This is a genomic window from SAR86 cluster bacterium (assembly GCA_023703615.1).
Lineage (GTDB): Bacteria > Pseudomonadota > Gammaproteobacteria > Magnimaribacterales > D2472 > MED-G85.
In genome coordinates, this window is record CP097971.1 from 13,963 (window position 1) to 28,364 (window position 14,402).

Sequence of the window (14,402 nt, forward strand, 5' to 3'; positions counted from 1 at the left end):
ATGAATAAAAATGTTGAATTGCTTTTTAGGCAAAATCATCAGTCTATTATTGATACTTTTTTATCTATAGAAGGTAAATCAAAAGCTATTATTACAAAAGATAGATGGAAAAGATCAGAAGGCGGCGGCGGAGTAACATTTGTTATTCAGGATGGGAAGTTCTTTGATAATTGTGCAGTAAATTTTTCTTCAATCAAAGGTAGATCACTACCAAACTCAGCTTTAGGCAATAAAATGATTCAATCTTCAAAATATGGTTTTCATGCAATAGGAATATCTGTAATTGCACATCCAAGAAATCCATATGTACCTTCAAGTCACATGAATATTCGTTTATTTTGTACTTTAACTAAAAATAAACAAATTAAAGACTGGTGGAGTGGAGGAGGTTATGATTTAACACCATATTTTGGCTTTAAAGATGATTGCGTCAAATGGCATAGCTCTGCAAAAAAAACTTTGGATAAGTATGATAAGCGTTTATATAAAAAGTTCTCTAAAAATTGTAATGAATATTTCTTTTTACCACATAGAAACGAAAGAAGAGGAATAGGCGGCATTTTTTTTGACAACTTTAAAAGAAAAACACTTAGTGAAACATCTGACATGCTTATGTCTGTCGCTAATCAATATAAAGAGTCTTATTTAAAAATTGTAAATAATAGAAACAAATTAAAATATGGTAAAAATGAAAAAGAATTCCAAAAGATTAGAAGAGGAAGGTACGTAGAGTTCAATTTGCTTAATGATAGAGGAACTGCTTTTGGACTTCAGTCAAAAGGAAGGACTGAATCAATACTCGCATCATTGCCAATTGAAGCAAAATGGAATTACAGTAAAAATGAGTATGTTACTAAAAATGAACGAAAGCTCTTAAAATTTTTTAATAAGAATTGGAATGACTAAGAAATATAAGTTGGGGGTTATAGGATCACCGATCGAACATTCCTTATCGCCTTTTATACAATCAAGATTTGCAAGACAAGAAAATATTTATATTGACTACAGACCTTTCAAGGTTGAACCAGATGATTTTGAATATTTTGTAAAAGATTTTTTTGCAGATAGTTCATCAAAAGGACTAAATGTTACTTTGCCATTAAAATCATTAGCATATAATTTGAAAGGAACTCTTTCTAAAGAAGCTTCGCAAATACAAGCGGTAAATACTATTAACAAGAAAGACAGAAAAATTTATCTTGATTCAACAGATGGTATCGGTTTTGTTGAGGATTTGAACAGAAAGAAGATTTTATTAGAAAATAAAAATGTGCTTATTATTGGTGCAGGTGCTGCAGTAGAAAGCATACTTTTTAATATTATCCAAAAAAAACCAAAAACTATATTTCTTATGAATAGAACAAAATCAAAGGCTGCTAAGCTCATAAAAAAATATGAGAAAAGCTTTGGCTTAAATATTTTTGACGATCATGAAAATTTATTTGATGTAATTATAAATGGAAGTTCTGCTGGTTTGACTGGTGAATTTAAGCCACCTAAATTAAAAGTTAGTAATAAACCAAGTTTTTATGATCTAAATTACTCATTAACATCAACACCATTTTGTCAGTGGGCAAAGGAAAAATCAGAATTTGTATTTGACGGAACAGGAATGCTTGTTAACCAAGCAGCGTACTCATTTAAAATATGGTTTGGCATAATGCCTTCTATTGATAAAGTATTGAACGATATGAACAATCTAAAAAATGACTAAATTCATTCAATTCATTGCTGGAGCTATATGTCCATCATGTAAAGCCATGGATAGCATCGCAATTAATAGAGAAAATGATCAGATTTATTGTGTTAAGTGTGATTATAAAGAAGATCGCCCAAAAGAAAAAAATTCCAAACAAGCAAACATCAATGTTATTAATCTTGAAGATTACAAAAAAACTAAACGCTAGTAATATAATCGACAAAAAGATATTATAAGCACCAAATTATTTAACAGAAAACTTTGGTTATTATATATAGATAGTTTATAATACATTATCATTAAACTTTATTTTTATAGCACTTTATATTGAGAAACATGAGTTATATAACTAAATCGATAAACAATCATATTGTAAAAATATTTGTTGTTCTATTATCTTACACAACAGATATTAATGCTGATTGGTCTGCTCTAAACATGACAAGAGGCGTCACAGGTGTAAGTAACGAAGTTTTTGAACTTCATATGCTTATATTCTGGATATGCGTTGCAATTGGTGTTGTTGTATTTGGAGTAATGTTCTATTCGATGTATGCGCATACAAAGAAAAAAAATCCAGTTGCGTCAACATTTCACGAAAGTACGAAAGTTGAAATTGCTTGGACAATAATTCCATTTTTAATATTAATTGCTATGGCAATACCAGCATCTAAAACCCTGGTTAAGATATACGATGATGAGGCTGGCGACATAAATATTCAGGTAACCGGTTATCAGTGGAAGTGGCAATACAGGTATTTAGAAGATGATGTAAGTTTTTTTGCAAACCTTTCTACTGACCTTGATGAGATATATAACTTAGTTCCTAAAGGTGAAAATTATCTTCAAGAAGTTGATGAGATGGTTGTCATACCTGTTGGAAAAAAAATAAGGTTTTTGATTACAGCAAATGATGTTATTCATTCATGGTGGATGCCAGCTTTTGCAATTAAACAAGATGCAATACCTGGATTCGTCAATACAGCTTGGACTATTGTTGATGAGCCTGGCACATATAGAGGTAAATGTACTGAGTTATGTGGAAAAAATCATGGCTTTATGCCAATCGTTGTAAAGGCCGTTGAGCAAGAAGAATATGATCAATGGATAAATGACAAAAAGCAAGCTGCAATGAAACTTGCAGAACAAACTACCAAAAATTGGACTACCGAAGAACTAATAGCAAAAGGGCAAGATGTGTACGCTGTTAATTGTGTTGCCTGTCACCAAACCAATGGAGAGGGCATAACAGGAATCTTCCCCGCCTTAGCAGGCAGTGATATTGTATTAAACAATAAACCAAGAAACATTGAAATACTAATGGAAGGAGTTCAGGGCGCAGCTATGAATTCTTTTGATTATTTATCAGAGGTAGAATTGGCATCAGTCATAACTTACACCAGACAGAGTTGGGGAAATGACGCTAAAGGAGATGGAACTGTTGTTTTACCTCAAGACATTGTGACATATAAAGAACCAAAAATTTAGATAAAGGAATTATATTATGAGTGCAGTAATAGAAAATCATCACGATGATCATCATGGACCAGCTAAAGGTCTTACACGATGGCTTTATACAACAAATCATAAAGATATAGGAACCCTATATTTGTGGTTTAGTTTCGCAATGTTCCTGATTGGTGGAGCCATGGCCATGGTTATTAGAGCAGAACTTTTCCAACCAGGAATGCAAATTGTTGAGCCCGAGTTCTATAATCAAATGATTACGCTCCATGGCTTAATTATGATCTTTGGAGGTGTTATGCCTGCATTTGTTGGTTTAGCAAATTGGTTAGTACCAATGATGATTGGTGCACCAGATATGGCTTTACCGAGAATGAATAACCTTAGTTTCTGGATTTTACCTTTTGCATTTTTTATTTTGTTGTCTTCACTATTTATGGAAGGAGGTGCGCCTAACTTTGGATGGACATTCTATGCACCGTTATCAACAACGTATGCTCCACCAAGTGTTACTTTCTTTATATTTTCAGTCCATATTATGGGAGCATCTTCAATAATGGGAGCCATTAATGTTGTTGTAACAATTATGAATATGCGAGCACCTGGAGTTACTTTAATGAAAATGCCATTATTTGTATGGTCATGGTTAATAACTGCTTATCTTCTTATAGCTGTAATGCCAGTTCTAGCTGGAGCAGTGACAATGATGCTTATGGATATTCATTTTGGCACAAGCTTCTTTAATGCTGCCGGAGGTGGAGATCCAGTTTTATTTCAGCATATATTTTGGTTTTTTGGACATCCGGAAGTTTACATAATGATATTGCCAGCATTTGGTATTGTTTCTCACATAATTGAAACATTTTCTAGAAAACAGTTATTTGGGTACTCCTCAATGGTATGGGCTATGCTATCAATTGCTATTCTGTCCTTCGTAGTTTGGGCTCACCACATGTTTACAGTTGGGATGCCATTAGCAGCTGAATTATTTTTTATGTGGGCTACTATGCTTATTGCAGTCCCCACAGGAGTTAAAGTATTTAATTGGGTCGCTACTATGTTTAGAGGGTCAATTACATTTGAAACGCCTATGCTTTTTGCTTGTGCCTTTGTTGTTCTTTTCACAATTGGTGGCTTTTCAGGCTTGATGTTAGCAATAGTTCCTGCAGACTTTCAATACCATGACACTTATTTTGTTGTAGCACATTTTCATTATGTTTTAGTGCCAGGAGCAATTTTTTCTATTATGGCTGCTGTATATTATTGGATTCCTAAATGGTCAGGGAATATGTATGACGAAAGATTAGGTAAACTGCATTTTTGGTTATCATTTATTGGCGTAAATGTTACTTTTTTTCCTCAACATTTTATAGGTCTTGCTGGCATGCCAAGAAGATACCCTGACTATTCACTACAATTTGCTGATTGGAATATGGTTTCTACAGTGGGTGCCTTCTTATTTGGATTCTCTCAATTATTGTTCTTATTTATAGTGCTTAAAACTGTTATGGGTGGTAAAAAAGCTACTGATCAGGTTTGGGAAGGCGCACAAGGTTTAGAGTGGACTGTTGCTTCGCCTGCGCCGTACCATACTTTTTCAACACCGCCAAAAATTGATTAATGAATAATAAAGGAAAAAAAACTTTAAGGAATCTTTTAATTGCAGTGCCCTTAATGTTTGCATTTGCTTTTGCACTTGTACCTTTATATGACGTTTTTTGTGAAGTTACTGGGATTAATGGAAAAGTTTTTCAATCAGAAGAAAACGATAAATTAGTTATCACAAACGGCAGAGACCTTTCCTTGCAATTTATTTCAACTAATAATGAAATGATGCCATGGGTATTTAAACCATCAGAAGAAGTAATGAAGATTAAAACCGGTCAATATTATACTGCCTCCTTCTATGTCAAAAACCCAACTGATAAGCCTATGATTGCTCAAGCAGTTCCAAGTGTTGCTCCATCAAATGCTGCTGCACATATGAAAAAACTTGAGTGTTTCTGTTTTGAACAGCAAGAACTAATGCCTGGTGAAGAGGCTCTTCTACCTGTAAGACTTTTAATTTCTGATGAACTTCCTAAGAATATTAAAAATGTAATACTCTCATATACTATTTTCGACATTACTAATTACAATGATGAGACTTTAGCTCATCACAAATCAGATATGGACCAAAAGTTATGAGTGGAGGAAGTTATTATGTGCCTGACCAAAGTAGGTTTCCAATCTTCATGGCAGTATCACTATTTATACTTGTTATGGGTGCCTCAAGCACAATTAATAATTTAGATAATCCCTCTAGTAATTCAGTTTATATACTTTATTCAGGTTTAGGATGCTTATTTTTGACTATGTTTTTTTGGTTTAGACAGGTCATAAAAGAACATCTTGCTGGACTAGATTCAAATCAACTTAAACAATCATATGTCTATGGCATGGCTTGGTTTATTTTTTCGGAAGTCATGTTTTTTGCAGCCTTTTTTGGTGCATTATTTTATGTAAGAACGCTTGCAGTTCCATGGCTAGCTGGTGAAGGTGAAAAAGGAATTGGCATTTCTGCAATAGAACTATGGCAGGGTTTTGAATCAACATGGCCTGTAATAGTTACACCAGACCAAGGTGATGGGTTTGTTCTCGCTGAAAAAAGTATGGCTTGGCCAGGATGGAATCATGCTCTCGAATGGTTACCTCTTTGGAATACAATAGTTTTGTTGAGCTCAAGCGTAACTGTACATTTTGCTCATTTAGGACTTAAGAATGGAGACAGAAAAAAATTTAATAGATTTTTAGGTGTAACAGTTACTCTAGCGCTTATTTTTGTAGGTTTGCAGGCAGCTGAATACTATGAAGCTTATGCTCACTATGGATTAACTTTAAATTCTGGTATATACGGTTCAACCTTCTTTATGCTTACTGGTTTCCATGGATTTCATGTAATGATGGGTGGTTTTATGTTAGCAATTATGCTTGGTAGATCTGTTTTTGCTGGTCATTTTGAAGAGCATGATCATTTTGGGTTTGAAGCTGCCTCGTGGTATTGGCATTTCGTAGATGTGGTATGGGTTATGTTATTTTTATTTGTTTATATTCTCTAATTAAGAATCTTCCCAAGGAACACTATTTCCAAGCTCTCCAGTGTAAAGACCAATTGCCACCAATGTTACTAATAAAGCTGCAAAAAATACTCTTAGACCGAGCAAATATACTGTCCTTTTTCTACCAGTATCACCTTTATCGACGAGTAAAAAAAATAAACCTCCAGCGAGAGATAGCAGTAAAAGTGTTAAAACAATATAGATAAGAATGGTAATCATAATAAAATTTTAAAGCATATATACTTTAATAGATATGAAAAAAAATAAATTTAATCCTGGAATAAAAGTCACAATATTTTTTGTATTTTTTTCCTGTGTATTTTTTTCATTGGGTTTATGGCAAATCGAAAGAGGTCAAGACAAACAAAGTATCTTAGATCAATTTGAGAATAATACTTCTAAAGCACCTTCAGTAATATCAGACAAATCACAAAAATGGGACAGAGTGAGAGTCAAAGGCACTTGGCAAAAGGAAAAACAGATTATTATTGATAATGTTATAAATAAAGGACTCGCTGGATATAAGGTTTTGACACCATTGCAAATTGCTAGTTCCAACCAATTTATTTTAGTTGATAGAGGGTGGGTGCCTCAGAATAAAAATAGAAATATAAAACCAAATATTAGTATAAAAAACGAAGAAGTAGTTGTTACAGGATTGCTTGAAAATCATGAATTAGGTTTTGTTCTATCTGATGATCTTGTTTACGGAGATTGGCCAAAAATATCTCAAACGAAAAATTTAGGTGTTATAAATAAAGCTTATGAAGTAGATTTAGTTCCATACGTATTATTGGCAGAACCTATTTTAAAAGATAGTCTTGAATACATTAAGCCAGTGCCAACTAACATGCTTCCTTCAAAGCATTATGGATATTCAGCGCAGTGGTTTACTATGTTAATTGCACTTGCTGCGATGTATTTATGGTGGGGATTTAAGAATGAAAAATAAAATATTCTTAGCATTGATTTTGTTAACACCCATCATTGTTGTTTCTTTATCAACACTATTTTTTTCATATGGATATGCCCCAGAAAATACAAAAAACAATGGTATTTTTTTTAAGAGTTATTTTAATTTTGATCAGTTTAATAATATTAGCTCAGAGAATCCTATATTGTCTTTTGAAGATGGAAAATGGATAGCTGCTGTATACATTACAGATACAGAAAAATCTGCTAAGTCATTGTATTTAATGAGGCAATTAAATATTGCGCTAAATAGAGATATTAATAAACTTAAGAGGGTTGCATTTTATTCAAATGCATCTATATCTAGTGATATTGAAATGTTAATAACAGAATTTCCTAGAACAGAATTAGTAAATGACGCGAATGGAGTTTTATTATCAGTGCTTCAAAAGAATTCTAAAATAGATATGAATATTGAGAATCCAATATTCATAATTGATCCATATGGAAGGGCAGTGATGTATTTTGATCCAAACATAGATCCAAAAAAAATATTAAAGGATCTAAAGGTATTAATTTAATGAAAAATATACAAAATTTATCTTTTTTTGGTGTTTGTTTGGCTTTTGTAGTTATTGCACTTGGTGCATGGACTAGGCTTGTTGATGCAGGATTAGGTTGTCCAGATTGGCCAGGATGTTATGGTTTTGTTGTATTTCCAACAAATGATGCTGAGATAGCGCTTGCAGAGTCAAGATATCCGTCCTTTCCTTATGACATAAATAAAGCAATACCAGAAGTTGTTCACAGATACTTTGCGGCATCTTTAGGCTTACTTGCAATTTTTTTAACTTATTTTTCGTTTAAGTTAAAAGAGAAAAACAACATAAAATGGTGGTCTCTTGGGCTTCTAATTTTCATATGTTGCCAAGGACTATTTGGTTATTTAACAGTTAGCTTAAAATTACTACCTATAATTGTTACTCTTCATTTATTTGGAGGGTTTACTACATTAACTTTATTTTTTTATATTTTTTTAAGATCTGGAAATTTCAAAAGCGTGGATGTTATGAAGATACCACACCTTAAAGTAATTTCAGCAGTTGCCTTTGTTGCTTTACTAATTCAAATATTTTTAGGAGTATGGACCAGCACAAATTATGCTTCATTGGCGTGTGCGGATTTTCCTACGTGTCAAGGTACTTATATTCCAGAAATGGATTTCAAAAATGGATTCAATCTTAATCAAGAGGTTGGACCTAATTATTTATATGGCCTCCTTGATAATCCTGCAAGAGTGGCAATTCATTATTCCCATAGGGTTTCTGCTATTTTATTAACAATAATCTTTTTAATTTTGATGTCTAAGCTGTGGTTTAGTGTTGCAGCTCCAATGGCTTCCACACTCGGTATACTCCTTTTAACTCAAATAACACTGGGTATTATCAATGTAGTTTATGTGTTGCCTCTATATGTTGCAATAGGACATAATCTTGTGGCCGCTTTATTATTGCTTGCAGTATTTTCAGTAAATCATTTAGCTTGGAAAAAATGAAAGTTATTAAAAGTTACTACGATTTGTGCAAACCAAACGTAGTATACATGATGCTCATTTGTGCTCTTGTCGGTATGTTATTAGCAGAAGATTCAGTGGCATCATACTCTTACTTATTAGTTTCATTGATTGGCATAGCTCTTTGCTCAGGATCGGCAGCAGCAATAAATCAAGTTATAGATAGAAAAGCAGATGCTGCAATGACAAGAACTGACCAAAGACCTATTCCTCAAGGGGAATTAAGCCCATTTCATGCTTCATGTTTTGCATTTTTTATTGGATCTTTAGGATCTCTCATTTTATTTATGTTTGTTAATACTTTAACAATGGTACTAACAATAGCTTCTTTAATTGGCTATGCATTTGTTTATACCATTTATTTAAAAAGAGCAACGCCACAAAATATTGTCATAGGAGGTCTGGCGGGTGCTGCTCCTCCTTTACTTGGTTGGTCAGCTGTGTCAAATACAATTGATCCATACGCTTTACTGCTTGTCTTAATAATATTTGTATGGACGCCTCCACACTTTTGGGCTTTAGCAATTTATAGAAAAGATGAATATGCAAAAGAATCAATTCCCATGTTGCCAGTAACTCATGGAGTTGCTTTTACAAAACTTCAAATAGTTTTATATACATTAATTTTATTTATAGTAAGCCTTTTACCATATGTAGTTTTAATGTCAGGTTTTATATATTTAATCTCAGCGATCATTCTTGGATTAATTTTTCTTTTCTATAGTATAAAATTATATTTAAGTGATGATATTGAAATTGCTATGCAAACATTTAATTTTTCAATTTATTATATTTTCTTAATATTCTTAAGTCTTTTGGTTGATCATTTTGTCTCATAAATGAACGCTATAAAAAAAAATATAATAATAATAATTCTTTTTATATTTGTGGTTCTTGCTTTATTCATAAATAAATTAACAACACCTAGAACTTTAAGTACAAATGACTTGTTAATAAATGGGCTTTATATTTTTGATGAACCTAAACAAATCTCTAATTTTGAATTTTTTACTTCAAACAATAAATCTTTTACAAAAGAGGACTTAATCGGTAAGTGGACATTAATGTATTTTGGTTTTTCCAGATGTCCAGACGAATGCCCAACTACAATGTACGAACTATCGAAACTAATAAAAATCTTAAGAGAAAAAGGCTCTAAACTTGACGACAAACAATGGATTTTAATTAGCATAGATCCAGAGAGAGATTCGCCTAACGAGATAGATACTTATGCCAAAGGATTTGATAGCAGTTTTATTGGAGCAAGCAGCTCAAGAGCTATGTTGCTAAGTTTAGCTACTCAACTTTCTGTTAATAATATTAATCCATCAAAAAATAGTACAGATCATTCTCATTTAGATAATCACGTTAATAATATTATTTTATTCAATCCCAATGGTGAATATGTTGGTATATTTCGACCACCATTCAGCACTCCAAGACTTTCCCTAACATACCAATCAATAACAAATTAAATTTTTATTATGACTTTGCCTTTTGCTTTCCTATCTTTTAAATGAGCAATTGCACTTGCACCATCCTCTAATAAAAATGAATCTGAAACTTCTGGATTAATTTTTCCTTGTGAATGCAGTTCAAAAAGCTCTTGAAAATTCTGTTTATTTTCTTCTGGGAACATTCCAACCCATGCACCCCAAAATACTCCAACAATCTTCATACCTTTTAAAAGAGCAAGATTAATCGGGATCTTTGGAATTTCCCCAGCTGCAAATCCAATTACTAAATATCTTCCATCCCAAGCCGTTGCTCTTATGCATGGCTCAGAATATGCGTCACCAATTGGATCATAAACAACATTCACACCAATACCTCCGGTTAATTCTTTAATCTTTGAAGAAAGTTTTTTTTGTTGATCTCTATCAAGATTTCCACTTGGGTAGATAAAACCCTCATCAGCACCATGCTTTATGCATAAGTCTATTTTTTCTTGAGTAGATGCTGCAGCTATAACCTTAGCACCCATAGCTTTTCCGAGCTCAACTGTTGCAAGCCCAACGCCTCCAGCAGCACCAAGAACAAGTAACGTTTCTCCTTCCTTTAATTCTGCCCTTTGTTTTAGAGCATATAAAGAAGTTCCATAGGTCATAGGAAGAGCTGCAGCAGTTTCATAATTCATTGTTTCCGGAATCCTTACCACTGAACTTTTGTGAACAACAATTTTCTCTGCAAAAGCTCCAAGACCAGTCATTGCAAATACTCGGTCACCAATCTCTATATTCTTTACCCCTTCGCCAATAGCAGAAACAATTCCTGAAGACTCGCCACCCGGGCAGAAGGGAAGTTCTGGTTGAAACTGATATAACCCTTGAATCATTAAAACATCAGGAAAATTTACACTTGCAGCTTTGTTATCTATTACAACATGATCTTGAATAGCTTTAGGTTCTGGAACGTCATTAACTTCTAGCTTTTCAGGCCCACCTAATTCTGTACATTGTAATGCTTTCATACCAACCCCCTACAATTTTGAATTGTATGTTTCTATAAATTTATCGATACTAATTTCATTTGAATTATTTATCTTATCAAATTTTTTAAGGGATTCATTAACCTTAATCTTGATATCATCATTAATATTAGATATTTTTTTTAATTCATTGAAATGCTCTTTTGATTTTTTCAATGCGTGATCATGGAAGCTAGTTCTTATTTTTAAATTGAATTTATTTATTGAAAGTTTTGCTACGGCTTGAATATATTTTTCATCTAAATTATTAGCAATAATACTTAGCTCATTTATATAATCTTCTCGCGCACTACTTAACTCTATATTTTTACCTTTATAAAAAGTTTTTATATTTTGCAATCTCCCAGAATTAATAATTTTTTCATCACTTTCTTTTATTTTTTGCATTTCTTCATTTGAAATTGAAGGACTAGGCAATAAAAGACAATGAAGAAGAATTAAATCTAGTATTCTAATTTGATCTTTTGAAATACCAATAATACTTTCTGAAGATAAATCAATCCCACGAACTTCAACGTATCCAATACCTTTTTCTTTCAAAAGCTCATAGGGTCTTTGCCCACTTTCGCCAGATCTTTTTGGCCTAATGGAATCATAAAATTCATTCTCAATTTGTAAAATACCCGATGAAATTTGTTGAAATTCCATATTTTTATCTCTTAATTTTAAATCATAAAATTTTTTGTATGGCGCGAGAATAGCTTCTTTAATCTTTATTAAAAATTCATCAAGAGAATTATATTTTATATTTAAATTTTTTTGAGCTTCACTTTGATAGCCAATTTCACTCATTCGTAGAGAGGTAGCACCTTCACTAAAAACATCTCCAAATTTGTTTATGTCTAAATTATGGTTTCGATTTTTTACAAACGATCCGTCAGCAATACTAGAATCACCAAATTCACTTAAAATAAACCAATAAACTCTTTTAAAATTTCTTATTAAGCTTAAATAAGCACTATCAATATCATCTTGTTTGTTACTATTAATTAACTTAACCATTGATTGCTCACTTATTGAAAAATTATAGTGAATACCTGCAACGCATTGCATGGTAGCTCCATACCGAACCTCTAGACCTTTTCTGTAAATATTTTTTAACTTTCCAATGTTACTGGTTCCATATTCAGCTATTCTTATTGAGCTTTCATCAGAAATTTTAGGTGGCATAGAAAATGCCCATAACAGTTCTCCATCTTTTAAATTTTTAACTGTATAAGAATGCAGTGAAAGTAAGAATTCATATAACTCATTAATGTCACTAAAAACTGGCGTAACAAATTCTATTAAAGCTTCGGCAAAATCAGTTGTTATATATGGATTTGTTAAGGAAGAACCAAGCCCGATCGGATGAGTCTTTTCAGAAATAGCACCATCTTTGTCAACACGCAAAGATTCTTTTTCAATTCCCCTTTGAATCTCTAAAGTACTAAAGAAGTCAATACTCTTTAAGTAGAGTAGTTTTTTTTTAAGTTCACTAGACATCAAAGCCAGGACCAGCAGATACTATCTCTGTCCCAACTTCGAACTTTTTAAAATTTTCTTGGAATTTAGCAACTAGTTTGCTGAGATATTCATTATACTTTTCTTGATCTTCCCATGTTTCGGCTGGATTTAAAAGAGATGATTCCACACCGTCTATAGCAACAGGTACTTCTAGGTTTAAACCTTTTATAAATTTTGTTTCAACTCCTTTAAGTTCTCCATTTTGAACAGCATTGATTATTCTTCTTGTTGTAGGAATATCAAACCTCGATCCAATTCCATAAGGACCACCAGTCCAGCCTGTATTAACTAAGTAAACTTTTGAACCAAACTTTTCAATTCTTTTCATTAACAATTTCGCATAAATTCCAGCGGGTCTTGGAAAGAAAGGCGCACCAAAACATGTTGAAAATGTTGACTCAATTGCACTACTTGAACCAATTTCTGTAGAACCTACTTTAGCTGTATAACCACTTAGAAAATGATATGCTGCTGCTTCTTTTGAAAGTATGGACACAGGAGGAATTAATCCTGTTAGATCACATGTCAAAAATATCACTGTTTCTGGCTCGCCTGCTGCATTTTCTTTTATGGCATCTTGGATATGTGTTCTTGGATAACAACATCTACCATTTTCTGAGAGAGATGTATCATCGTAATCAGGATTTAAATCGTCACTTAAAACAACGTTTTCAATAATACTGCCATGCTTAATGGCCTTATAAATAACTGGTTCATTTTTTTCTGATAAGTTTATTGTTTTGGCATAGCAACCGCCTTCAAAATTAAATACAGAACCTTCACTCCAACCATGTTCATCATCGCCAATTAAAGAACAGGATGGATCTGCAGACAATGTAGTTTTACCCGTGCCAGATAGACCAAAAAATAAACAAACTTTTGAATCTGCATTTACGTTTGCGGAACAATGCATTGGCAGAACATCTTTCTCCGGCAATAAGAAATTTTGTGCAGAAAACATAGATTTTTTCATTTCACCTGCATATTTCATTCCAGCAATTAAAACCTTTCTTTTTGCAAAATTTAATATTACACATCCCTCTGAATTAGTACCGTCTATTTCAGGATTACATACAAAGTTTGAGGCACTTAAAATTTGCCATTCCTTCTTATTAGAAGAATTGTATTGTTCAGGTACCACAAAGATCAATCTAGAAAATAGACTATGCCATGCAGTTTCAGTTTTAACATTAACTGGCAAATAATGATCTTCATGAGAGCCTACATGCACTTTTGACGTATAGCGATCTTTTTCTGCCATGTATCTCTCAACTTTATCCCACAAAACGTCAAATTTAACTTCATCGAAAGGTTTATTTACTTCACCCCAATCAATTAAATCAGATGTCGTACTTTCTTTTACAATAAATCTATCATTTGGACTTCTACCAGTTCGAGCACCTGTTGCTGTTGAGAAAGCTCCGTTATCTGCTATAACACCCTCATTGTTATCAACAGCTTTTTGAATTAGTTCGTCATTTGTAAGCTCATACACTATTGAGGTCGAGCTATTATCATCAGTCATTTATTATGTTTTTAATCCTTAAGGGGTGAGTAATTATAAGCAAGTAAGTCTAAATATGCTTGTATTTCAATAAATTTTATTAATTAATGTAGTGAAGTAAAGATTATTAACTAAAAAAAGTCAATATTTCTAATTAA

General features: G+C 32.6%; 16 protein-coding genes. 12 read left to right on the plus strand and 4 right to left on the minus strand.

What is annotated here, in order from left to right; genetic code table 11:
• The 7 genes from hemF to M9C80_00100 all read left to right on the plus strand — a co-directional run bounded on the left by hemF (position 1) and on the right by M9C80_00100 (position 6,261).
• Entirely contained in the window at positions 1-906 is a 906-nt protein-coding gene (gene hemF, locus M9C80_00070) for an oxygen-dependent coproporphyrinogen oxidase (GenBank protein URQ69589.1), read from the plus strand.
• Positions 899-1,714 (plus strand): shikimate dehydrogenase, encoded by an 816-nt coding sequence (aroE, locus tag M9C80_00075; protein URQ69590.1) that lies wholly within the window; start codon positions 899-901, stop codon positions 1,712-1,714. The genes hemF and aroE overlap by 8 nt, the downstream gene beginning before the upstream one ends.
• Entirely contained in the window at positions 1,707-1,907 is a 201-nt protein-coding gene (locus M9C80_00080; protein ID URQ69591.1) for a YheV family putative metal-binding protein, read from the plus strand. Before aroE ends, M9C80_00080 begins: the two co-directional genes overlap by 8 nt.
• A gap of 128 nt (positions 1,908-2,035) precedes the next feature.
• Positions 2,036-3,187 (plus strand): cytochrome c oxidase subunit II, encoded by a 1,152-nt coding sequence (gene coxB / locus M9C80_00085; protein ID URQ69592.1) that lies wholly within the window; start codon positions 2,036-2,038, stop codon positions 3,185-3,187.
• A 16-nt stretch (positions 3,188-3,203) separates the two neighbouring features.
• Complete coding sequence (ctaD, locus tag M9C80_00090) at positions 3,204-4,784, plus strand: cytochrome c oxidase subunit I (protein ID URQ69593.1); 1,581 nt, start codon at positions 3,204-3,206, stop codon at positions 4,782-4,784.
• Positions 4,784-5,350 carry a cytochrome c oxidase assembly protein gene (locus M9C80_00095; GenBank protein ID URQ69594.1) on the plus strand — a complete coding sequence of 189 codons (567 nt, stop codon included), beginning with the start codon at positions 4,784-4,786 and terminating at the stop codon, positions 5,348-5,350. Before ctaD ends, M9C80_00095 begins: the two co-directional genes overlap by 1 nt.
• Complete coding sequence (locus M9C80_00100) at positions 5,347-6,261, plus strand: cytochrome c oxidase subunit 3 (protein URQ69595.1); 915 nt, start codon at positions 5,347-5,349, stop codon at positions 6,259-6,261. Before M9C80_00095 ends, M9C80_00100 begins: the two co-directional genes overlap by 4 nt.
• Here the strand turns inward: M9C80_00100 and M9C80_00105 are convergent, their stop codons facing one another.
• Positions 6,262-6,480 carry a DUF2909 domain-containing protein gene (locus M9C80_00105; GenBank protein URQ69596.1) on the minus strand — a complete coding sequence of 73 codons (219 nt, stop codon included), beginning with the start codon at positions 6,478-6,480 and terminating at the stop codon, positions 6,262-6,264. It abuts the gene before it with no gap.
• A 34-nt stretch (positions 6,481-6,514) separates the two neighbouring features.
• On the opposite strand from M9C80_00105, the gene M9C80_00110 reads away from it, so the two are divergent.
• The 5 genes from M9C80_00110 to M9C80_00130 are packed head-to-tail and all read left to right on the plus strand — an operon-like array spanning position 6,515 to position 10,221.
• Positions 6,515-7,213, plus strand: a complete 699-nt coding sequence (locus M9C80_00110) for an SURF1 family protein (GenBank protein ID URQ69597.1) — start codon at positions 6,515-6,517, stop codon at positions 7,211-7,213.
• Positions 7,203-7,754 (plus strand): hypothetical protein, encoded by a 552-nt coding sequence (locus M9C80_00115; GenBank protein URQ69598.1) that lies wholly within the window; start codon positions 7,203-7,205, stop codon positions 7,752-7,754. Before M9C80_00110 ends, M9C80_00115 begins: the two co-directional genes overlap by 11 nt.
• Positions 7,754-8,728 (plus strand): COX15/CtaA family protein, encoded by a 975-nt coding sequence (locus tag M9C80_00120; GenBank protein ID URQ69599.1) that lies wholly within the window; start codon positions 7,754-7,756, stop codon positions 8,726-8,728. The genes M9C80_00115 and M9C80_00120 overlap by 1 nt, the downstream gene beginning before the upstream one ends.
• The gene (gene cyoE, locus M9C80_00125) at positions 8,725-9,585 is read left to right on the plus strand and encodes a heme o synthase (protein ID URQ69600.1); all 861 of its coding nucleotides are present in this window, start codon (positions 8,725-8,727) and stop codon (positions 9,583-9,585) included. The genes M9C80_00120 and cyoE overlap by 4 nt, the downstream gene beginning before the upstream one ends.
• A complete protein-coding gene (locus tag M9C80_00130) occupies positions 9,586-10,221 on the plus strand; it encodes an SCO family protein (GenBank protein ID URQ69601.1) in 636 nt (211 codons plus the stop codon).
• Here M9C80_00130 and M9C80_00135 read toward each other — a convergent pair.
• From M9C80_00135 to M9C80_00145, 3 genes are read right to left on the minus strand one after another with little or no spacing between them, the layout of a single operon-like run.
• Complete coding sequence (locus M9C80_00135; protein URQ69602.1) at positions 10,218-11,216, minus strand: NADPH:quinone oxidoreductase family protein; 999 nt, start codon at positions 11,214-11,216, stop codon at positions 10,218-10,220. The two genes, M9C80_00130 and M9C80_00135, sit on opposite strands and share 4 nt — an antisense overlap.
• A 9-nt stretch (positions 11,217-11,225) precedes the next feature.
• Positions 11,226-12,719: a glutamate--cysteine ligase gene (gene gshA, locus M9C80_00140; protein ID URQ69603.1), complete on the minus strand. Its 1,494-nt coding sequence runs from the start codon at positions 12,717-12,719 to the stop codon at positions 11,226-11,228.
• Entirely contained in the window at positions 12,712-14,265 is a 1,554-nt protein-coding gene (locus M9C80_00145) for a phosphoenolpyruvate carboxykinase (GenBank protein ID URQ69604.1), read from the minus strand. Before M9C80_00145 ends, gshA begins: the two co-directional genes overlap by 8 nt.
• Positions 14,266-14,402 lie beyond the last annotated feature (137 nt).

Bases quoted from the DNA above. Each gene is read 5' to 3' on its own strand.
- M9C80_00105 (URQ69596.1), bottom strand. From the start codon at position 6,480: ATGATTACCATTCTTATCTATATTGTTTTAACACTTTTACTGCTATCT.
- M9C80_00080 (URQ69591.1), top strand. From the start codon at position 1,707: ATGACTAAATTCATTCAATTCATTGCTGGAGCTATATGTCCATCATGT.
- M9C80_00130 (URQ69601.1), top strand. From the start codon at position 9,586: ATGAACGCTATAAAAAAAAATATAATAATAATAATTCTTTTTATATTT.
- M9C80_00120 (URQ69599.1), top strand. From the start codon at position 7,754: ATGAAAAATATACAAAATTTATCTTTTTTTGGTGTTTGTTTGGCTTTT.
- M9C80_00110 (URQ69597.1), top strand. From the start codon at position 6,515: ATGAAAAAAAATAAATTTAATCCTGGAATAAAAGTCACAATATTTTTT.
- cyoE (URQ69600.1), top strand. From the start codon at position 8,725: ATGAAAGTTATTAAAAGTTACTACGATTTGTGCAAACCAAACGTAGTA.
- gshA (URQ69603.1), bottom strand. From the start codon at position 12,719: ATGTCTAGTGAACTTAAAAAAAAACTACTCTACTTAAAGAGTATTGAC.
- aroE (URQ69590.1), top strand. From the start codon at position 899: ATGACTAAGAAATATAAGTTGGGGGTTATAGGATCACCGATCGAACAT.
- M9C80_00135 (URQ69602.1), bottom strand. From the start codon at position 11,216: ATGAAAGCATTACAATGTACAGAATTAGGTGGGCCTGAAAAGCTAGAA.
- coxB (URQ69592.1), top strand. From the start codon at position 2,036: ATGAGTTATATAACTAAATCGATAAACAATCATATTGTAAAAATATTT.
- M9C80_00095 (URQ69594.1), top strand. From the start codon at position 4,784: ATGAATAATAAAGGAAAAAAAACTTTAAGGAATCTTTTAATTGCAGTG.
- M9C80_00145 (URQ69604.1), bottom strand. From the start codon at position 14,265: ATGACTGATGATAATAGCTCGACCTCAATAGTGTATGAGCTTACAAAT.
- M9C80_00115 (URQ69598.1), top strand. From the start codon at position 7,203: ATGAAAAATAAAATATTCTTAGCATTGATTTTGTTAACACCCATCATT.
- M9C80_00100 (URQ69595.1), top strand. From the start codon at position 5,347: ATGAGTGGAGGAAGTTATTATGTGCCTGACCAAAGTAGGTTTCCAATC.
- hemF (URQ69589.1), top strand. From the start codon at position 1: ATGAATAAAAATGTTGAATTGCTTTTTAGGCAAAATCATCAGTCTATT.
- ctaD (URQ69593.1), top strand. From the start codon at position 3,204: ATGAGTGCAGTAATAGAAAATCATCACGATGATCATCATGGACCAGCT.